Below are 18,744 nucleotides of genomic sequence, written 5' to 3'. Positions count from 1 at the left end.
GCGCCTCCTGCGCGCCCCGTCAGCTCCCCGCCGCTGATCCGGCCCCGTCCGCGGGCCGCCGCACGGCCCGGCCACCGCAGCACGGCGTCCCACGCGTACGCGTCCGCCCCGTTCCCGGCGAGTCCGGTGAGCGGGGCGGGCGCGTTCCGCGTTCCCGGCGGGCCGGAAGCGGTGCGGGGTACCGGCGGCGCCGCTTCACTCGTAACGGTGATGTCACACCGTGCTGTTGACGTGACGATCATTCCGCGCCAGGGTGCAGTCGCTTGTCCCGTACAACCATCCTGCCGCGGGAGGCGCCGGTGTGTGATCTGCACGACGACCACGAGCACAAGCACGAGACGGGGGCGGCGGCCCCCGGCGGACTCAGCAGACGCAGGATCGTCCAGCTGCTGGGCGCGGCGGGGGTGAGCACCGCCGCCATGAGCGCGGCGGCCGACCCCGCGATGGCCGCGGCGTCCGACGCCACGGCGGCCGACCCGGACGGTTACCGGGCGCCGAAGGGGCTGGCGAAGGACACCCCGGCCAAGGCCGCCGCGCTGGCCTGGATCGACCGGCAGCGCGAGAAGATCACCGGGCTGGACGACGAGATCTGGGAGAACGCCGAGCTGTCGCTGCGCGAGTGGAAGTCCTCGCTCGCCGAGGCGGACTTCCTCAAGGCTGCGGGATTCGACGTGGAGTTCGGCACGGCCGGCTTCCCGACCGCCTTCACCGCCACCTCCCGGCATGGCAAGGGCGGCCCGGTGATCGGGTTCAGCGGCGAGTACGACGCGCTGCCGGGCCTGTCGCAGAAGCGGGGCGTGGGCCACCACGACCCGCTGGAGTACGTGCACGATCCCTTCGCGCCCGGCTACGGCCCCGGGCACGGCTGCGGCCACTGCGCCCTCGGTACCGCGGCAGCGGCCGCCGCTGCGGCCGTCGCCAAGGCCGCCGAGGCGCACGGCCTCGACGTGACGGTGAAGTTCTTCGGCTCCACCGCCGAGGAGCAGCTGATCGGCAAGACGTACGCGGTGAGCAAGGGCGTGTACGACGGGCTGGACGCCTTCCTGGACTGGCACCCGTCCACGTCCAACGCGACCGGCTGGGGCTCGTCCACCGCGATGACCGCGGTCACCTTCACCTTCCTCGGCGTCGCGGGCCACGGCGGCACCCCGCTGGGCAACAAGAGCGCGCTGGACGCCGCGGTGATGATGGCGACGATGTCGGAGTTCCTGCGGGAGGAGAACCTCGCGCCGTCCGGCCGGCTGCACTGGGTGATCAACAACGGCGGGGACATCCCGAACGTCACCCCGGAGATCGCCGAGATCTCGTACTACGTGCGCGAGGGCAGCCCGGAGCGGGTGCGGGTGCTGCTCGACAAGGTGATCGAGGTGTCCGAGGCGGCGGCCAAGGCCAGCCGGACCACCGTCCAGCACAAGATCACGTCGGCCTGCTGGAACCAGCTGCCGTCCCGGGCCTTCGCCGAGCTGATGCACGACAACATGCGGAAGATCGGCCCGCCCGAGTTCAGCGACGAGGCCCAGCGGCTCGCCAAGGACCTGCAGAAGTCGCTCGGCCTGCCGGAGAAGGGGCTGCACGACAAGATCGGCGAACTGACCCCGCCCAACCCGGTCTTCATGGGCGGCGGCTCCACCGACGTCGCCGACATCAGCTGGAACATGCCCACCGTCTCCATGGGCGCGGCCCTCGCGCCCATCGGCACGAAGATGCACACCTGGTCGACGGCCGCCTGCGCCGCCGCGGCGCCCGGCCACGCGGCCCTGCTCGCGGCCGCGAAGTACCTGGCCGCGACTGCGGTGGACCTGATCACCCAGCCCGCGCGGCTGAAGGCGGTCAAGGACGAGTTCGCCGAGCGGACCAAGGGGGTGCGCTGGAGGACCGCCCTGCCGGACGGCTACGAACCGCCCATGTACGAACCGCCCGCCTGGTTCCTGGAGCGGACCGGCCAGTCCTGGCCGCCGCCGAACATCACCTGGCCGCCCCAGCGCGTGGTCAGCCAGGAGAAGTTCAGCTCGCTGGGGCCGGAGCTGGCGCCGCAGAAGTGACCCTGCGGCCCGCGGGCCACGTCAGAGCAGCGCGAACTGGCCGTCCGGGCCCTCCTCCTGGTGGTCCAGGACGGAGGCCGGGCGGCGGGCCGCGGCGGGGACCGGGAGGACCCCCGCCGCGGTCAGCTCCCCGGCGCCGATCAGCGGGGCCGCGCCGAGCGCCGCCGTCAGCCGTTGCTGTTCGGGCCGGAGGCCGCCGGCCAGGGCCAGTACGGTGATCAGCTCCAGCAGGTCGGTGGTCCACTCCTGGGGCCAGGCGGCGGGGCGTACCGCCTCCAGCGTGCCCGGCTCGACGGCTCCGGTGCGCCGCTCGTACCACGCCTCCAGTACGCGGACGCCGCCCGCGTGCGCTTCCCAGGCCGCGGCAGGTACGGGCGAGACGCGTCCCTCGCCGATCAGCAGCGCCTCCTCCTCCGCGTCGTACGTGATCTCCGTGGGCAGCCCCCGGGCGGGCAGCGCGGCCCGGACGTACGGGCGGCGGCCGCCGGGCAGCCGGGGACGCTCACCGGTGCCCGCGCCCCGGGTGTGCAGCCGTATCAGCTCGTGCCCCAGCGCCACCGCACGTGCCCACAGGTCCGGGTCGGCAGTGAGGGGGACGGCGAGGCCGCCGGCGTCGTGCCGCGCGGTGGCGGCCAGGTAGGCGAAGACGTCCTCGGCGGTGACGGGCCGGCCGAGGCGGTCGCCGAGGTGGCCGAGGAGGCCGGGCGAGAGGTTCGGTTCGGTGCCGGCGGGGCGGCGGTAGAGGGGACGGACGCGGCCCTGGCGGCCGACGGGCAGCACGGCCGAGACGGCGAGCGCGGGGCCGGGGTCCTGCGGGACGCGGGGCTGCTCGACGGCGAAGAGCTGGTGCGCGTCGGCGACCCGCCACAGTTCAGGACGGGCCGCGTCGATCAGCCGGTGGTCGGGCAGCAGCCACTGCTGGTCGTACGCGCCGTGCCGGACCCGCACCGGCTCCGGGCAGGGAGCGTCGCCGCGGGTCAGCCGGGCCAGCCGGCCGGTGGCCGTGGCCTGGCCGGGCAGCTGGCCGACCGCGGTGTGCAGGGTGCGGGCCCTGGACGGGCGGAAGAGCCGTTCGCGGTCCGCGGTGCCGTCGGCCCGCAGCAGCGCGTCCCAGCGCGCCCGCAGCGACCCGGTGTCCGGCGCCATGATCCAGGCCCGGCCGAGCCGCGGCGCGGCGACGGACCACGGCATCAGGTCGGACAGCAGGGGCACGTCCTGCTTCGCCGTCACGCGGCAACCCTCCCGGACGGTTCGGATGACCCGGGCATCGTAACCACGTGCCCGGCACCACGCGCCGGGCCGCCCGGAGCGGCCCTCAGTCCGCGTCCAGCGTGACCGTGAACGAGAAGCGGTCGCCCCGGTAGTGGATGCGCGCGACGTCCATCACCCTGCCCGCCTCGTCGTAGGTGATGCCCGTGTAGTGCAGGATCGGGCTGAGCAGCGGGACGTCCAGCAGCCGCGCCGTCTCCGGATCGGCGAGCCGCGCCTCGACGGTGTCGGTGATCCGGCTGATCGTCACGCCCACCGAGTCCCGGAGCACCTTCGTCATCGGGTGGCGCTCCAGCTCGGCCGGGTCGATGCGGGCCGCGAGGTCGGGGCGTACGTGGTTGACGGCATGGTTGGTGGGCTCGCCGGTCCGCTCGTCGCTGCGCAGCCGCCGGTAGACGGCGGCCCGGGCCAGGCCGGGGAAGTGCTCGGCGAGCTCCGGCGGCACCGGGCCCGTGCCGTGCTCCAGCACCTTCGTGACCATGCCCGACTGCTGCGCCACGATCGCGTCGACCGAGCCCAGCAGCCGGACCGGGGCGCCGCGCCGGGCGTCCGGCTCGATGAACGTGCCGCGCCGCCGGTGCCGGCTGATCAGTCCTTCGGCCTCCAGCTCCTTGAGGGCCTGCCGCATGGTCAGCACGCTCACCCCGTAATGCGCGGCGAGCGCGTCCTCGGTGGGCAGCCGCAGCGGCGCGTCGGGGTGGCGGCCCAGTATGGAGGCCCGCAACGACTGCGAGACCTGGTACCACAGCGGCAGCTTGCGGTTCAGGGCGAGCGAGTCGGGCGCGAAGGTCGTCACGGCGTTTTCCCCACAGCGGCTATGAAGAGAAGTGGCGTTCCAGACCCTGCCACACGCCGTCGTACCCGGTCTGCAGGTGGTCGGCGGTCCGGGCCTGCTCCGTGAGCAGCACCGGCCAGCGCGTCTCGAACATGAACGCCAGCCCGTCGTCGACCTTCTGGGGCGTCAGCTCGGCGCTGCTCGCCTTGTCGAACGTCGCGCGGTCCGGGCCGTGCGCGGACATCATGTTGTGCAGCGAGCCGCCGCCGGGAACGAAGCCCTCGGCTTTCGCGTCGTACGCTCCCTCGATGAGGCCCATGTACTCGCTCATCACGTTGCGGTGGAAGTAGGGCGGCCGGAAGGTGTCCTCGCCCACGAGCCAGCGCGGCGCGAAGACGACGAAGTCCACACCCGCGAGGCCCGGGGTGTCGCTCGGCGAGGTCAGGACCGTGAAGATCGACGGGTCCGGGTGGTCGTACGAGATCGACCCGATGACGTTGAAGCGGCGCAGGTCGTAGACGTACGGGACGTGGTTGCCGTGCCAGGCGACGACGTCGAGCGGGGAGTGGTCGTAGGTCGCGGACCAGAGGTTGCCGCAGTACTTGTTGATCACCTCGCAGGGCTCGTCGCTGTCCTCGTACGCGGCGACGGGCGCGCGGAAGTCCCGCGGGTTGGCCAGCCCGTTGGCGCCGATCGGGCCGAGGTCGGGGAGCTGGAAGGGGCGGCCGTAGTTCTCGCAGACGTAGCCGCGGGCCGTGGCATCCAGCGGCTCGACGCGGAAGCGCACGCCCCGCGGAATGAGCGCGATGTGCCCCGGTTCGGCGGCGAGCAGGCCGAACTCCGTGCGCAGCAGCAGGCCGCCGTGCTCCGGGACGATCAGCAGCTCGCCGTCGGCGCTGCTGAACACCTTCCGCTCCATGGGGGCGTTGGCGTGGTACAGGTGCACCGCCATGCCGGTGCGCTGCGCCGCGTCGCCGTTGCCGCCGAGCGTCCAGAGTCCGGCGACGAAGTCGGTGCCCGGCGGGGGCTCGGGGAGGGGGTTCCAGCGGAGCCGGTTGGGGTCGGGCTCGGTGGCGGTGAACGGGGCGCCCCGTACGCCGCCGTTGTCCGTCCGCACGAAGGGCGGATGGGCGGCCGAGGGGCGGATGCGGTAGAGCCAGGAGCGGCGGTTGTGGGCGCGCGGCTCGGTGAACGCGCTGCCGCTCAGCTGCTCGGCGTACAGGCCGAGCGGGGCGCGCTGGGGGGAGTTGCGGCCGACGGGCAGTGCGCCGGGCACGGCCTCGGAGGAGTGCTCGTTGCCGAAGCCGGGGGAGTGGTCCAGCCCCTGCGCCGTCTTCCTCGCCTGCTCGCCGCCCGTGCCTGTCATCGCGTGCTCCCGCCGCTCAGCAAATCCCGGAGAACCTCAGCAATCCTGTGCAAGACCTTAGGATTGGCGGCCGGGGCCGTCAACGGGACGCCCGGGGACGCGCCGTGCGGTCCCGGGAATCCGGCCGGAGGGCAGGATGGGTACGTGGACACCCCGTCACTCCGCCGCGCCCCGGTCCAGCGCCGCAGCGCCGAGCGCCTGACCCGCATCCTCGACGCCTGCGCCGAAGTCCTCGACGAGCAGGGGTACGAGGACCTGAGCACCCGCGCGGTGGCGGCCCGCGCCGAGGTGCCCATCGGCTCGGTCTACCGCTTCTTCCCCAACAAGCGCGCGATGGCCGAGGCGCTGGCGCTGCGCAACCTCGACGGGTACGCGGACCGGGTCACCGCCGGGCTCACGGCGGCCGGTGACCGGCTGGACTGGCGGTACGCCATGGACGTGGTGGTCGACGAGTACCTCGCCATGAAGCGGTCGGTGCCCGGCTTCGCGCTGGTGGAGTTCACCGTGCCCGCGCCGCGCGCCACCCGGGAGGCGAACCACCTCGTGGCGGACCGGCTGCTGGCGCTGCTGGCCGTACCGCTCGGCCTGGACCCGGCGGACGCGCGGCTGCGGACCGCGTTCCTGGTGGGCGTGGAGGCGGCGGACGCGCTGGTGCAGCTGGCGTTCCGGGTCGCCCCCGAGGGGGACCGGGAGATCGTCGCGGAGACCAAGGAACTGCTGCGGGCGTATCTGGGCCGGGTGCTGGACTGAGTGCGCATCCCGGAGCGATCCGGACGCGCCCCTTATTGACCTGGGGTTTTGCTCGTATTGCTCGCGCGTCAAGACCTTGTTAACAAAAGTTGGCCGCCCCTAACGTCGCCTCGACCGCCACCCCCTGGCAGGTGTTCAAGGGCGAACGTGAGGTACCCCCAATGCTGACCATCCTCGGATTTGTCATGATTGCCACCTTCTTGGTGTTGATCATGATGAAGAAGATGTCGCCGATGGCGGCGCTCGTGCTCATCCCGGCGCTGTTCTGCGTCCTGGTCGGGCAGGGCGCGAACCTCGGTGACTACGTCATCGACGGCATCGGCGATCTGGCGCCGACCGCCGCGATGCTGATGTTCGCGATCATCTACTTCGGAGTGATGATCGACGTCGGCCTCTTCGACCCGATCGTCCGCGGCATCCTCAAGTTCTGCAAGGCCGACCCGGTCCGCATCGTCGTCGGTACGGCCCTGCTCGCCGCGATCGTCTCGCTCGACGGCGACGGCTCCACCACCTTCATGATCACCGTCTCGGCGCTGTACCCCCTCTACAAGCGCCTGAAGATGAGCCTCGTGGTGATGACCGGCGTCGCCGCCACCGCCAACGGCGTGATGAACACCCTGCCCTGGGGCGGCCCCACCGCCCGCGCCGCCACCGCGCTCAAGCTCGACGCCGGCGACATCTTCATCCCCATGATCCCCGCGCTGGCCACCGGCCTGCTCGCCGTCTTCGCCCTCGCCTACGTCCTGGGCCGCCGCGAGCGCAAGCGGCTGGGCACCCTCACCCTCGGCGAGCCCGGCAGCGCCAAGGCCGTGGCGGCGGACGCCGAGGCCACCGAGCGGGAGACCGAGCAGGTCCTGGTCGGCGCGGGCGCCGGCGTCAAGGGCGGCACCACCGCCGGCCGCACGCAGGGCACCGGAGGCGGCGCCGGGACCGCCGGCACCGGCCACGGCCCGGCGCCCGAGGAGGAGTTCCAGGCCCTGGACCCGCACCGGGCCACCCTGCGCCCCAAGCTCTACTGGTTCAACGCCGCCCTCACCATCGCGCTGCTCACCCTGCTGATCATGCAGACGCTGCCCATCCCGGTGCTGTTCCTGCTCGGCGCGGCCATCGCGCTCACCGTGAACTTCCCGCACATGAAGGACCAGAAGGCGCGCATCGCCGCACACGCCGAGAACGTCCTGAACGTCTCCGGCATGGTCTTCGCCGCCGCCGTCTTCACCGGCGTGCTCACCGGCACCGGCATGGTCGAGCACATGGCCCGCTGGCTGGTCGGCAACGTCCCCGACGCGATGGGCCCGCACATGGGCCTGGTCACCGGCGTCCTCAGCATCCCGCTGACGTACTTCATGTCCAACGACGGCTTCTACTTCGGCATCGTCCCGATCCTCGCCGAGGCCGGCGCGGCGCACGGTGTGGGCGCCCTGGAGATCGCCCGCGCCTCCCTCGTCGGCCAGGCGCTGCACATGTCCAGTCCGCTCGTGCCCGCCGTCTACGTCCTGGTCGGCATGGCCAAGGTCGAGTTCGCCGACCACACCAAGTTCACCGTGAAATGGGCCGCGCTCACCTCCCTGGTGGTGCTCGGCGCCGGACTGCTGTACGGAATCATCTGACCCATGAAGACCGTGACGCCCGGCAGGGGCTGGCTGCTGCGCCTCATCCTCACGTTCTCCTTCGCACAGGCGGCGGTGAGCATGGCACGGCCCGCCGTCTCCTACCGGGCGCTCGCGCTGGGCGCCGACGAGACCGCCGTCGGCGTCATCACCGGCGTGTACGCGCTGCTGCCGCTGCTCGTCGCCGTACCGCTCGGCCGCCGTACCGACCACGGCCGCTGCACGCCCCTGCTGGTGGTCGGCGTCGCGCTGATCACCGGCGGCTGCGCGCTGAGCGGCGTGGCCGGCTCGCTGCCCGCGATGGCCGCCTGGAGCGGTGTCATGGGCCTCGGCCACCTCTGCTTCGTGATCGGCGCCCAGTCCATCGTCGCCCGGCGCAGCGCTCCGGACGAACGGGACCGCAACTTCGGACACTTCACCATCGGCGCCTCGCTCGGCCAGCTCCTCGGGCCGATCGGCGCGGGGCTCCTCATCTCCGAGCACGACGGGGCGATGGCCCGTACCAGCGCCACCGCGCTGCTGGTCTCCGCGGCCGCCGCGGCCTGCGCCTGTACTGCCCTGTGGCGCCTGGAGCGGCAGGAACGGCGGGACGGTGCACCCGCGGGCGGGGCGCCGCGCGCCGAGGCCCGCCGCGTACCGGTCCTCGGCATCCTGCGTACCCGAGGCGTCACCGCCGGCATCTTCATCAGCCTCTCGGTGCTCTCCGCCACCGACATCCTCACCGCCTACCTCCCGGTCGTCGGCGAGGCCCACCACATCGCGCCCGCCACCATCGGCCTGCTGCTCAGCCTGCGCGCGGCGGCGACCATCGCCTGCCGCCTGGTGATGACCCCGATGCTGCGGCTGCTCGGCCGTACCACGCTGCTGACCACGACCTGCGCGGCGGCCGCCGTCCTGTGCGCGGCCATCGCCGTGCCGCTGCCGGTCTGGGCGCTGGCCCTCGTACTGGCCGCGCTGGGCTTCTGCCTCGGCGTCGGCCAGCCGCTGTCCATGACCACCGTCGTCCAGGCGGCGCCCGACGACGCGCGGTCCACCGCCCTCGCGCTGCGCCTCACCGGTAACCGTCTCGGCCAGGTCGCGGCACCGGCGGGCGCGGGACTCGCCGCCGGGGTCGCGGGCGCCGCCGCGCCGTTCGTGCTGCTCGGCGTGCTCCTGCTGGGCTCGGCGGCGGTCGCCCTGCGGTCGCCGCGCGAGGCGGGCGGGGTACGGCGCGGGGCCGGCGTGCCCGGCAGGAAACCCGCCAGGACCGCGGAGGCGGGGGCGGGCTGTCGTGAAGAGCGGCGATCCGGGCGCGGGAGCTGAAACCGAGCGTCCCTTCCGTCGGCTGTCACCCGTCCGAGAGGCGGGAGTGGGATACTGCGCCGCCCGTCACCCGTGTCTGCCGAGATGGGATGCCCGACAGGGTGGCGCCCCGCAAACTAGCGGCGATAGTTTGTACGCGCGGCGTATGAGCGCCCGCTTAGCGCACCTGACGACCACCCTCGGGAGGACGCCGAGATGAAGGCACACGACGGCATGTACATCGACGGAGCCTGGCGGGCCGCGGTCGGGGGCGACACCATCGAGGTGCGCAACCCCGCCGACGAGCAGGTGATCGCCACCGTTCCGGCCGGTACCGCGGCCGACATCGACGCCGCCGTACGGGCGGCGCGCGCCGCCCTTCCCGGCTGGCGCGCCACCGCGCCCACCGAGCGCGCCGCCAAGCTCACCGCACTGGTCGAGCAGCTCAAGGCGCGCGCCGGCGAGATCGCCGAGACCATCACCGCCGAGCTGGGCTCGCCGAAGGCCTTCGCCGCCAACGTGCAGACCGGCATGCCGATCGCGGTCACCGCCTCGTACGCCGAACTCGCCGCCGAGTACTCCTTCGAGGAGCGGATCGGCACCTCCACCGTGCTGCACGAGCCGGTCGGCGTGGTCGGCGCCATCACTCCGTGGAACTACCCGCTGCACCAGATCACCAACAAGGTCGCCCCGGCGCTCGCCGCGGGCTGCACCGTCGTCCTCAAGCCCGCCGAGGACACCCCGCTCACCGCCCAGCTCTTCGCCGAGTGCGTGGCCGCGGCGGGCCTCCCGGCCGGCGTCTTCAACCTCGTCACCGGGCTCGGCACGGTCGCCGGTCAGGCGCTCGCCGAGCACGAGGGCGTGGACCTGGTCTCCTTCACCGGTTCCACCGCGGTCGGCAGGAAGATCGGTGCGATCGCCGGCGGCGCCGTCAAGCGGGTCGCCCTGGAGCTGGGCGGCAAGTCCGCCAACGTCATCCTGCCCGGCGCCGACCTCGCCAAGGCCGTGAAGGTCAACGTCGCCGACGTCATCCGCAACTCCGGCCAGTCCTGCAACGCGCTCACCCGCATGCTCGTCCACGAGGACCAGTACGAGGAGGCCGTCCGGCTCGCCGCCGAGATCGTCGCCAAGTACGTGCCGGGCGACCCCGACGACGAGGCCAGCCGCCTCGGCCCGGTCGTCAACGCCAAGCAGCGCGACCGGGTACGCGGCTTCATCACCAAGGGCCAGGAAGAGGGCGCGCGGCTGGTCACCGGCGGCGCCGAGGCCCCCGAGGGCCTGGAGAAGGGCTACTACGTCCGGCCCACCGTCTTCGCCGACGTCACCCCCGGCATGACCATCGCCCAGGAGGAGATCTTCGGCCCGGTCCTCTCGATCCTGAAGTACCGCGACGAGGACGAGGCCGTGGAGATCGCCAACGGCACGGTCTACGGTCTCGCGGGCGCCGTCTGGGCGAAGGACCAGGAGACCGCCGTGGCCTTCGCGCGGAAGCTGGACACCGGCCAGGTCGACATCAACGGCGGCCGCTTCAACCTCCTCGCGCCCTTCGGCGGGTACAAGCAGTCCGGCGTCGGCCGCGAGCTGGGCCCGCACGGCCTGACCGAGTACCTCCAGACCAAGTCGCTCCAGCTCTGAGCGGCCCGGGCGCCGGCCAGGGCCGGCGCCCGCCCCCGCAGTTCCCGCCCGTACTCCGCACTCCCCACCGAGGAGACCGCACCGTGGTCCGCGCTGCCGTACTGCCCGCCGTCAACGCCCCGCTGGAGATCGCCGAGATCCAGCTGCCCGACCCCGGACCCGGCCAGGTCCGCGTCAAGCTCGCCGCGGCCGGGGTCTGCCACTCCGACCTGTCGCTGTCCAACGGCACCCTCAAGCAGCCCGTCCCCGCGGTGCTCGGCCACGAGGGTGCCGGCACCGTCACCGCCGTCGGCGACGGCGTCACCGGCCTCGCGCCCGGCGACCCGGTCGTCCTCAACTGGGCCCCGTCCTGCGGGGACTGCCACTTCTGCGGCCTCGGCGAGGTGTGGCTGTGCGTCAACTCGGCAGCGGCGGCCGCGAAGCCGTACGCCACCCGGGCGGACGGCGGCGAGCTGTACCCGGGCCTGGGCACGGCCGTGTTCGCCGAGGAGACGGTGGTCGCGGCCCATGCCGCGCTGCCGCTCCCGAAGGGCGTACCGCTCACCGAGGCCGCCCTGCTGGGCTGTGCGGTCCTCACCGGCTGGGGCGCGGTCCACCACTCCGCGCAGGTCCGCGCCGGGGAGTCGGTCGTCGTCCTCGGCGTCGGCGGCGTCGGCCTCGCCACGCTCCAGGCCGCGCGGATCGCGGGCGCGGGCCCGATCATCGCCGTGGACGTCTCCCCGGCGAAGGAGGAGCTGGCGCGCGCGGCAGGGGCCACGGACTTCCTCGTCGCCGCGGAGGACACCGCGAAGAGCATCCGCAAGCTCACCGGCGGCATCGGCGCCGACGTGGCCCTGGAGTGCGTCGGCCGCGCCGACACCATCCGTACCGCCTGGTCCTCGACCCGCCGCGGCGGCCGGACCACCGTCGTCGGCGTCGGCGGCCAGGACCAGCAGGTCACCTTCTCGGCCCTGGAGCTCTTCTACTTCGGCCGCACCCTCTCCGGCTGCGTCTACGGGAACAGCGACCCGGCCAAGGACCTGCCGGTCATCGCCGAGCACGTCCGCAGCGGAGCGCTGGACCTCTCAGGCCTGGTCACCGAGCGGATCGGCCTGGAGGGCATCCCGGCCGCCTTCGACGCCATGCTCGCGGGCAAGGGAGGCCGCGCCCTGATCGTCTTCTGAGGAGCTGACGCGATCCGCCGGACCCCCCGGGAGCGCCGCGCCCCGGGGGCCTTCGGGCTGCCCGGAAACCGTCGCTGAGCTGGGCAAAGGCTCTCCCATGCGGCCGTAAAAACTCCTGCTGCGCGGACCGTTGACCCCGTACCAGCCGGTCGGTACGGTCACCCGCAATCACGGCGCCGCCCCCCGTTCCCCCGCACCCTTCGGAGCGTGCACGCATGGACACGGCCCCCTCCGCGTCACCGAGCACCACCTCAGCCCCCACCACCCGGCACCGCCGCAAGGTGGCCACCGCGGCCGCCCTGGCGTCCGCCGTCGAGTGGTACGACTACTTCGTCTTCGGCATCGCCGCGGCCCTCGTACTGGGCCATTCCTTCTTCCCCTCGGGGAGCCAGGTCGCGGGCGTGCTCGCCGCGTTCGCGACCTTCGCCGTCGGCTTCCTCGCCAGACCCATCGGCGGTGTGATCGCCGGCCAGCTCGGCGACAAACGCGGCCGCAAGCCGATGCTCGTCCTGGCCCTGACCCTGATGGGCATCGCCACCACCGGCATCGGCCTGCTCCCCACGTACGACACGATCGGCATCGCCGCACCCATCCTGCTGGTGACGCTGCGCATCGTGCAGGGCATCGCGGTCGGCGCCCAGTGGGGCGGCGCGATGCTGATGGCCACCGAGTACGCGCCCGAGGGCAAGCGCGGGCTGTACGGCTCGCTGGTCCAGCTCGGCGTGCCGATCGGCGTGGTGACCGCCAACACCGTCTTCCTGGTGGCCGGCGCGGCCGTCGGGGACGAGGCGTTCGCCGCCTGGGGCTGGCGGCTGCCGTTCTTCGTCGGCGTCCTGGTGCTCCTCCTCGCCTGGTACATCCACACCCGGGTCGAGGAGACCCCCGAATTCCGGGACGCCGAACGGAAGCTGGCCGCCGCCGAGAAGCAGGCCGACGACCGGCGCTCGCCGCTCCGGTCGATCCTCCGCCACCACCTCGGCACGGTCCTGCTGGCCGGCGGCTCCTTCGCGGTGAACACCGCGACGTTCTACATCCTGATCACCGGCGTGCTGGACTACGCCACCCGCGAGCTGCACCTCCAGCGCACCTCGGTGCTGACCGTCACCCTGCTGGTCAGCCTCACCCAGCTCGCCCTGATCCCGGCCTCGGCCGCGCTCTCGGACCGGGTCGGCCGGCTGCGGATCTACACCCTCGGCGCCGTCGGGCTGCTGGTCTGGGCGATACCGATGTTCCTGCTGATCGACACCGCCTCGCTGGTGTGGCTGGCCGTCGGCACGTTCATCACCAGCTGCTTCCTGAGCGTCATGTACGGGCCGCAGGCCGCCCTGTTCGCCGAGCTGTTCTCGGCGGAGATGCGCTACACCGGGGCCTCGCTCGGGTACCAGATCAGCGCCGTGCTGGGCGGCGGCCTGGCGCCCTTCCTGATGGTCCTGCTGCTGGAGGCGAGCGGCACCTCGCTGGCGGTCTCCGGCTACATCATGCTGCTGTCGGTGGTCGCGCTGGCCTCGATCGCGGTGCTCGCCAAGCGCGCCAAGCAGGCGGCAGCGGGCACCGCGGAGTCCGCCACCCCTGTCACGCGGCCGCGGCCGGCGGAGTAGCGCGGTCGGGGGCCGCCACCGGACCGGGCCCGCCGGCCTTCCGCAACCGTGGGAAGGCCGGCACCGCCATCAGGAACGCCAGCGTGGTCAGCACGAACGGCCAGGTGAAGGTGTGGCCGCCGGACGGTGCGAAGACCGCGGCGGCCGCCGGGGTCAGCACGGTCGCCGCGGTCGCGCCGGTCACCGCGTACGCCAGCGACCAGCGGTCGGTGGCCAGGAAGACGCCGCCCAGCGCCATCGTGACGAGCACCGCGTTGTAGCCCATCCCGCCGTCGGCGATCTGGTGCGCCGGGGCGCCCAGCAGCCGGCTCGCCGCGATGCCGACCCCGCTGCCCAGGCAGGCCAGGGCGCCCAGCCGGCGGTCGGCGACGAAGATCCCGAGCAGGAAGACCGCGCCGACGTACCACTGCGGCATGAAGAAGATCTGCGCGATGTTGGAGAAGAAGGCGTGCCACAGGTCGTGCCAGGTGAGCGTGGTCGGGCCGGCCGCCGCGCGGGTGAGCGTGGCCAGGCCGGGACCGTGGTGCCAGACCCGGACGAAGCCGGGCGCCGCGATGGTCATGGCGCTGGCCGTGAGGCAGTACGGCAGGGTCAGCGCGGGCAGGTTCCAGGTGCCCAGCAGGGTGCCGACGGCGCCGGTGAGCACGGTGACGACGACGCAGCCGCCCGCCGCCAGCAGCACGGTCGAGAGGTGGCCGGCGCCCAGGAACGCGGCGAATCCCACCGCCACGAGGCAGGAGTTGAAGCCCTCCAGGCCTGCGACGACCCGGTCGCGGGCGACGCCCAGTGCCTGTGCCGTCAGGGCGCCCAGCGCGGCGCCGCCCAGTCCGTAGGCGCCGTACTCCCAGCCCGCCGTGCAGAGCGCCACCGTGAAGACGGCCCCGGCCAGGGCGCTGGACAGGAAGTCGACCTGTGCCTGGCCGCGCAGCACGCCCAGCAGGAAGGCGTACGGACGCCGGGCGGGTATCGGCTGGTTCACACGGGCCTCCTGTCGCGACGCGGTGCGTGACGGACAACCCGGATATTACTGATGTGTTACGCGCGCCTCACAGGGAGGTGTGCGGTACGGAGAGGGGGCCGGTCAGGACGCCGGCTGGAACTGCAGCGCCAGCCCGTCGACCAGCGCCCGCAGCCCGGTCTCGAAGGCGCCCTCGTCCACCTGCTGCTGATGCTCGGCGAGCAGGTGGGCCTGGCCGAGGTGGGGGTAGTCGGCCGGGTCGTAGGCGGCCGCGTCGTCGACGAAGCCGCGGGCGAAGGAGCCGAGCGCCGAGCCCGCGACGAAGTACCGCACCATCGCGCAGACCTTGGTGGCCTGCGCGGGCGGCCAGCCGGCCTCGACCATGCCGCCGAACGCCGCGTCGGCCATCTTCAGGCCCGCCGGGCGGCGGCCCGGGCCCTGGGCGAGGAACGGCACGAAGTTCGGGTGTGCGGCGAGCGCCGCGCGGTAGGACCGGGCCCACTCCAGCAGCCCGCGCTGCCAGTCCCGGTCGGGGCCGAACGCGGAGACGTCGACCTTGGCGATCACCATGTCCGCCGCGGCGTCCAGGATCTCGTCCTTGGTCGTGAAGTGGTTGTAGAGCGAGGGGCCGCTCACGCCCAGTTCGGCGGCGAGCCGCCGGGTGGAGAGCGCCTGCAGCCCTTCCTCGTCGATGAGCGCGAGGGCCGCCGTGACGATGCGTTCGCGGCTCAGCAGGGGCTTGCGGGGTCGGGCCATGACGCACATAGTAGAGGCTGCCGCCGAAAAACTAGCAGTGGTAATTAAGGTGGCGGGCGTCCGCGCGGGCACCGCCGCCGTCGCCCTCACTGCCACCGTTCAGAGGAAGACGCATCATGAACCTCGAACTCACCGAGGAGCAGGCCGCCGTCCGGCAGCTCGCCAAGGACTTCGTCGACCGCGAGGTCGCCCCGCACGCGACGGAGTGGGACCGCGCCGAACAGGTCGACCGCGCCCTCGTGAAGACCATGGGTGAACTCGGCTTCCTGGGCCTGACCATCCCCGAGGAGTACGGCGGCTCCGGGGGTGACCACTTCGCGTACGCCCTGGTCACCGAGGAGCTGGGCCGGGGCGACTCCTCCGTGCGCGGCATCGTCTCCGTCTCCCTCGGCCTGGTCGGCAAGTCCATCGCGGCCTGGGGGAGCGAGGAGCAGAAGCAGCAGTGGCTGCCCCGGCTCACCTCCGGCGACGCGATCGGCTGCTTCGGCCTCACCGAGCCCGGCACCGGCTCCGACGCGGGCAACCTCACCACCCGGGCCGTCCGCGACGGCCAGGACTGGGTGATCAACGGCACGAAGATGTTCATCACCAACGGCACCTGGGCCGACGTGGTGCTGCTCTTCGCCCGCACCGGCGAGGCGCCCGGCCACAAGGGCGTCAGCGCCTTCCTCGTCCCGACCGACACCCCGGGCCTGTCCCGCCGCGAGATCCACGGCAAGCTGGGCCTGCGCGGCCAGGCCACCGCCGAGCTCATCCTGGAGGACGTGCGGGTGCCGGCCTCCGCGATGATCGCCCCCGAGGGCAAGGGCTTCTCCGTCGCGATGTCCGCGCTGGCCAAGGGCCGGATGTCGGTCGCGGCCGGCTGTGTGGGCATCGCCCAGGCCGCGCTGGACGCGGCGGTGGAGTACGCCGGCGAGCGCGACCAGTTCGGGAAGAGCATCGCCCACCACCAGCTCGTCCAGGAGCTGCTCGCCGACATCGCGCTGGACGTGGACGCGGCCCGGCTGCTGACCTGGCGGGTCGCGGACCTCGTCGACCGCGGGAAGCCGTTCGTCACCGAGGCGTCCAAGGCCAAGCTCTTCGCCTCCGAAGCCGCGGTGCGCTGCGCCAACAACGCCCTCCAGGTCTTCGGCGGATACGGCTACATCGACGAGTACCCGGTCGGCAAGCTGGTCCGCGACGCCCGCGTGATGACGCTCTACGAAGGCACCAGCCAGATCCAGAAGCTGCTGATCGGGCGTGCGCTGACGGGCGTCTCGGCGTTCTGACCGGAGCCCCGCCTCCTGCAGGACACGGCCCCGGGCCCCCTAAGCGCTTGCTCAGTCGTAGCGGTATGGTGTTCGATCTGATGGCCCGCCGCGGACGGACCGTGGCGGACCGCGGGATCGGAGTGCGCGATGGGTGCCGAGGCGGAGCGGACGGACCAGGTCGCCGGCGAATGGGCCGGAGTGGCTCCGGACGCGGCCCAGCGGCTGGTCGGGGCCGCCGTCGAGGCGTTCGCCGAGCGTGGCTACCACGCCACGACCACCCGTGACATCGCCGGGCGGGCCGGCATGAGCCCGGCCGCACTCTACATCCACTACAAGACCAAGGAAGAGCTGCTCTACCGCATCAGCGTCACAGGGCACGAACGGGCGCTGAAGATCATGGCGGCCGCGGCGGAGGCCGAGGGCACCGCCGCCGACCGGCTCTGCCACGCGGTCCGGGCCTTCGCCAGCTGGCACGCCGAGCGGCACACCACGGCCCGCATCATCCAGTACGAGCTGAAGGCTCTCGGCGAGGAGCACTACGCCGAGATCGCCGGCCTGCGGCGGCAGACCGACCGGCTGCTGCGGGAGATCATCCAGGACGGCACGGACGCCGGGGAGTTCTCCGTGCGGGACGTGCCCGGCACGACGCTGGCGGTGCTGTCGCTCTGCGTGGACGTCGCCCGCTGGTTCACCGCGGACGGGAAGCGCACGCCGGACCAGGTCGGCGAGCTCTACGCCGACCTGGTCCTGGGCATGGTGGGCGCGCGCCGCCCGTAGCGCCTCTAGAGGTAGAAGCGGCTGACCGACTCCGCGACGCAGACCGGCTTGTCGCCGCCCTCGCGCTCCACGGTCACCGCGGTGGTGAGCTGCACGCCGCCCGCCACCTCGGTCACCTCGGCGATCTTCGCGGTGGCACGCACCCGCGAGCCGACCGGCACGGGGGAGGGGAAACGCACCTTGTTCGTGCCGTAGTTGATGCCCATCTTGACGTTGTCGACGCGCATCAGCTGCGGTACCAGCGCGGGCAGCAGCGACAGCGTGAGGTAGCCGTGCGCGATCGTGGTGCCGAACGGACCGGCCTCGGCCTTCTCCGGGTCGACATGGATCCACTGGTGGTCACCGGTGGCGTCGGCGAACAGGTCGATCCGCTTCTGGTCGACCTCCAGCCAGTCACTCGGGCCGAGTTCCTCGCCGACCGCTCCACGCAGCTCGTCCAGCGACCGAAACACTCGAGGGTCTGCCATGTCCGTATGCCTCCTCATCGACTAAGCGCTTGCTCAGCTTGCTGTGCGCAGGCTCCGCTGTCAACGGACCGGCCGGTTACGCTGGCGGGCGTGCCCCAGCTACCCCGTAAAGTCCATGAGCTCACCGTCGGCCAGCTCGCCGCGCGCAGCGGCGCCGCCGTCTCCGCCCTGCACTTCTACGAGTCCAAGGGCCTGATCAGCAGCACCCGTACCGCGGGCAACCAGCGCCGGTTCACCCGTGACACGCTGCGCCGCGTCGCCTTCGTACGGGCCGCGCAGCGCGTCGGCATCCCGCTCGCCGTGATCCGCGACGCGCTCTCCGAACTGCCGGAGGAGCGCACGCCCAACCGGGAGGACTGGGCGCGGCTCTCCGAGGCCTGGCGCGCCGAGCTGGACGAGCGCATCGGTCAGCTCCTGGACCTGCGCGACAAGCTGACCGACTGCATCGGCTGCGGCTGCCTCTCCCTGGAGAAGTGCGCGCTCTCCAACCCGTACGACGAACTCGGCGAACAGGGGCCGGGAGCGCGGCGGCTGCGCGTGGACCGTGGCGCGGGGAGAGCCGCACCGGAGCCGTGCGGGGGCACCACCCGCGAGACATGAGCCGGGGGCCGCGGCGCGTGCCGCGGCCCCCGGAAACGGGCGTGCGTCACGCCTTGCCGTGCGCCGTCGCGGTGCACTCGTTGTCCACCGCGTTCCAGTAGCACAGTTGCAGGGTGATGTCGCGGCCCTCTGCGATGTTGATGTGCTTCTCGGTGTGATCGTTCTTGCCGCCGCGTGCGCTGAGCGTGTACGTCTTGCCCGAGTTGAGGGTCAGCGTGCCCTCGATCGCGTAGCCGTCCGCCTTGTAGTCGGAGACGGAGAGGGTGTCGGAGCCGTCGTACCAGTACACCCCGCCGCCGGAGATCCGGATGGAGGCGGGGGTGCCCGCGGAAGCGGTGGCGGTGCTCATGCCGACCATGGTCAGCGCGGCCGTTCCGGCGACGGCGAGGTGAGCGGCTGTCCTGCTGAACTTCATGAAGACCTTTCGGTGCTGTGCCGGCGTTCGTC

General features: G+C 72.8%; 17 protein-coding genes. 10 read left to right on the top strand and 7 right to left on the bottom strand.

What is annotated here, in order from left to right; translation table 11 throughout:
* Positions 1-263: 263 nt before the first annotated feature.
* Positions 264-2,042, top strand: coding sequence for an amidohydrolase (locus AAC944_RS08930; protein ID WP_368397044.1), 1,779 nt, complete (start codon positions 264-266; stop codon positions 2,040-2,042).
* Between the two features lie 21 nt (positions 2,043-2,063).
* On the opposite strand, the gene AAC944_RS08925 is transcribed toward AAC944_RS08930, so the two are convergent.
* The 3 genes from AAC944_RS08925 to hmgA all read right to left on the bottom strand — a co-directional run bounded on the left by AAC944_RS08925 (position 2,064) and on the right by hmgA (position 5,452).
* The gene (locus AAC944_RS08925) at positions 2,064-3,272 is read right to left on the bottom strand and encodes a type ISP restriction/modification enzyme (RefSeq protein WP_030622906.1); all 1,209 of its coding nucleotides are present in this window, start codon (positions 3,270-3,272) and stop codon (positions 2,064-2,066) included.
* An 85-nt stretch (positions 3,273-3,357) separates the two neighbouring features.
* A complete protein-coding gene (locus AAC944_RS08920) occupies positions 3,358-4,107 on the bottom strand; it encodes a GntR family transcriptional regulator (protein WP_030622905.1) in 750 nt (249 codons plus the stop codon).
* A gap of 19 nt (positions 4,108-4,126) precedes the next feature.
* Positions 4,127-5,452, bottom strand: a complete 1,326-nt coding sequence (gene hmgA / locus AAC944_RS08915) for a homogentisate 1,2-dioxygenase (protein ID WP_030622904.1) — start codon at positions 5,450-5,452, stop codon at positions 4,127-4,129.
* Between the two features lie 144 nt (positions 5,453-5,596).
* On the opposite strand from hmgA, the gene AAC944_RS08910 reads away from it, so the two are divergent.
* From AAC944_RS08910 to AAC944_RS08885, 6 genes are all read left to right on the top strand, one after another.
* Positions 5,597-6,202, top strand: coding sequence for a TetR/AcrR family transcriptional regulator (locus AAC944_RS08910; protein WP_030622902.1), 606 nt, complete (start codon positions 5,597-5,599; stop codon positions 6,200-6,202).
* A gap of 161 nt (positions 6,203-6,363) precedes the next feature.
* A complete protein-coding gene (locus tag AAC944_RS08905; protein ID WP_030622900.1) occupies positions 6,364-7,812 on the top strand; it encodes a CitMHS family transporter in 1,449 nt (482 codons plus the stop codon).
* 3 nt (positions 7,813-7,815) lie between these two features.
* Positions 7,816-9,114, top strand: coding sequence for an MFS transporter (locus AAC944_RS08900; RefSeq protein WP_078888925.1), 1,299 nt, complete (start codon positions 7,816-7,818; stop codon positions 9,112-9,114).
* Between the two features lie 195 nt (positions 9,115-9,309).
* Positions 9,310-10,728 carry an aldehyde dehydrogenase family protein gene (locus AAC944_RS08895; protein WP_030622895.1) on the top strand — a complete coding sequence of 473 codons (1,419 nt, stop codon included), beginning with the start codon at positions 9,310-9,312 and terminating at the stop codon, positions 10,726-10,728.
* A gap of 83 nt (positions 10,729-10,811) precedes the next feature.
* Positions 10,812-11,891 carry a Zn-dependent alcohol dehydrogenase gene (locus AAC944_RS08890; RefSeq protein WP_030622893.1) on the top strand — a complete coding sequence of 360 codons (1,080 nt, stop codon included), beginning with the start codon at positions 10,812-10,814 and terminating at the stop codon, positions 11,889-11,891.
* Positions 11,892-12,106: 215 nt separating this feature from the next.
* On the top strand, positions 12,107-13,489 hold the full coding sequence (locus AAC944_RS08885) for an MFS transporter (RefSeq protein ID WP_030622891.1): 1,383 nt from the start codon (positions 12,107-12,109) through the stop codon (positions 13,487-13,489).
* On the opposite strand, the gene AAC944_RS08880 is transcribed toward AAC944_RS08885, so the two are convergent.
* Positions 13,464-14,468 (bottom strand): urea transporter, encoded by a 1,005-nt coding sequence (locus tag AAC944_RS08880; RefSeq protein ID WP_368397039.1) that lies wholly within the window; start codon positions 14,466-14,468, stop codon positions 13,464-13,466. The two genes, AAC944_RS08885 and AAC944_RS08880, sit on opposite strands and share 26 nt — an antisense overlap.
* 102 nt (positions 14,469-14,570) lie before the next feature.
* Positions 14,571-15,203 (bottom strand): TetR/AcrR family transcriptional regulator, encoded by a 633-nt coding sequence (locus tag AAC944_RS08875; protein ID WP_030622888.1) that lies wholly within the window; start codon positions 15,201-15,203, stop codon positions 14,571-14,573.
* A gap of 116 nt (positions 15,204-15,319) precedes the next feature.
* Between AAC944_RS08875 and AAC944_RS08870 the strand changes: the two genes are divergently transcribed.
* On the top strand, positions 15,320-16,471 hold the full coding sequence (locus tag AAC944_RS08870) for an acyl-CoA dehydrogenase family protein (protein ID WP_030622886.1): 1,152 nt from the start codon (positions 15,320-15,322) through the stop codon (positions 16,469-16,471).
* A 129-nt stretch (positions 16,472-16,600) separates the two neighbouring features.
* On the top strand, positions 16,601-17,230 hold the full coding sequence (locus tag AAC944_RS08865; RefSeq protein ID WP_030622885.1) for a TetR/AcrR family transcriptional regulator: 630 nt from the start codon (positions 16,601-16,603) through the stop codon (positions 17,228-17,230).
* A gap of 5 nt (positions 17,231-17,235) precedes the next feature.
* On the opposite strand, the gene AAC944_RS08860 is transcribed toward AAC944_RS08865, so the two are convergent.
* Complete coding sequence (locus tag AAC944_RS08860) at positions 17,236-17,697, bottom strand: MaoC family dehydratase (protein ID WP_030622883.1); 462 nt, start codon at positions 17,695-17,697, stop codon at positions 17,236-17,238.
* A 90-nt stretch (positions 17,698-17,787) separates the two neighbouring features.
* Between AAC944_RS08860 and soxR the strand changes: the two genes are divergently transcribed.
* Complete coding sequence (soxR, locus tag AAC944_RS08855) at positions 17,788-18,297, top strand: redox-sensitive transcriptional activator SoxR (protein WP_030622881.1); 510 nt, start codon at positions 17,788-17,790, stop codon at positions 18,295-18,297.
* A 46-nt stretch (positions 18,298-18,343) separates the two neighbouring features.
* Here the strand turns inward: soxR and AAC944_RS08850 are convergent, their stop codons facing one another.
* Positions 18,344-18,712, bottom strand: a complete 369-nt coding sequence (locus tag AAC944_RS08850; protein ID WP_030622879.1) for a hypothetical protein — start codon at positions 18,710-18,712, stop codon at positions 18,344-18,346.
* Positions 18,713-18,744: the final 32 nt, after the last annotated feature.

Source organism: Streptomyces sclerotialus (genome assembly GCF_040907265.1).
In the GTDB taxonomy this organism is placed as follows: Bacteria; Actinomycetota; Actinomycetes; order Streptomycetales; family Streptomycetaceae; genus Streptomyces; species Streptomyces sclerotialus.
The sequence above is the reverse complement of the archived record's forward strand: the minus strand, read 5'-3'. Positions and strand labels throughout refer to the sequence as shown.

Excerpts from the sequence above, each read along its gene's own strand:
- AAC944_RS08900 (WP_078888925.1), top strand. The coding sequence starts at position 7,816 with ATGAAGACCGTGACGCCCGGCAGGGGCTGGCTGCTGCGCCTCATCCTC.
- AAC944_RS08860 (WP_030622883.1), bottom strand. The coding sequence starts at position 17,697 with ATGGCAGACCCTCGAGTGTTTCGGTCGCTGGACGAGCTGCGTGGAGCG.
- AAC944_RS08865 (WP_030622885.1), top strand. The coding sequence starts at position 16,601 with ATGGGTGCCGAGGCGGAGCGGACGGACCAGGTCGCCGGCGAATGGGCC.
- AAC944_RS08850 (WP_030622879.1), bottom strand. The coding sequence starts at position 18,712 with ATGAAGTTCAGCAGGACAGCCGCTCACCTCGCCGTCGCCGGAACGGCC.
- hmgA (WP_030622904.1), bottom strand. The coding sequence starts at position 5,452 with ATGACAGGCACGGGCGGCGAGCAGGCGAGGAAGACGGCGCAGGGGCTG.
- AAC944_RS08895 (WP_030622895.1), top strand. The coding sequence starts at position 9,310 with ATGAAGGCACACGACGGCATGTACATCGACGGAGCCTGGCGGGCCGCG.
- AAC944_RS08905 (WP_030622900.1), top strand. The coding sequence starts at position 6,364 with ATGCTGACCATCCTCGGATTTGTCATGATTGCCACCTTCTTGGTGTTG.
- AAC944_RS08875 (WP_030622888.1), bottom strand. The coding sequence starts at position 15,203 with ATGGCCCGACCCCGCAAGCCCCTGCTGAGCCGCGAACGCATCGTCACG.
- AAC944_RS08870 (WP_030622886.1), top strand. The coding sequence starts at position 15,320 with ATGAACCTCGAACTCACCGAGGAGCAGGCCGCCGTCCGGCAGCTCGCC.
- AAC944_RS08885 (WP_030622891.1), top strand. The coding sequence starts at position 12,107 with ATGGACACGGCCCCCTCCGCGTCACCGAGCACCACCTCAGCCCCCACC.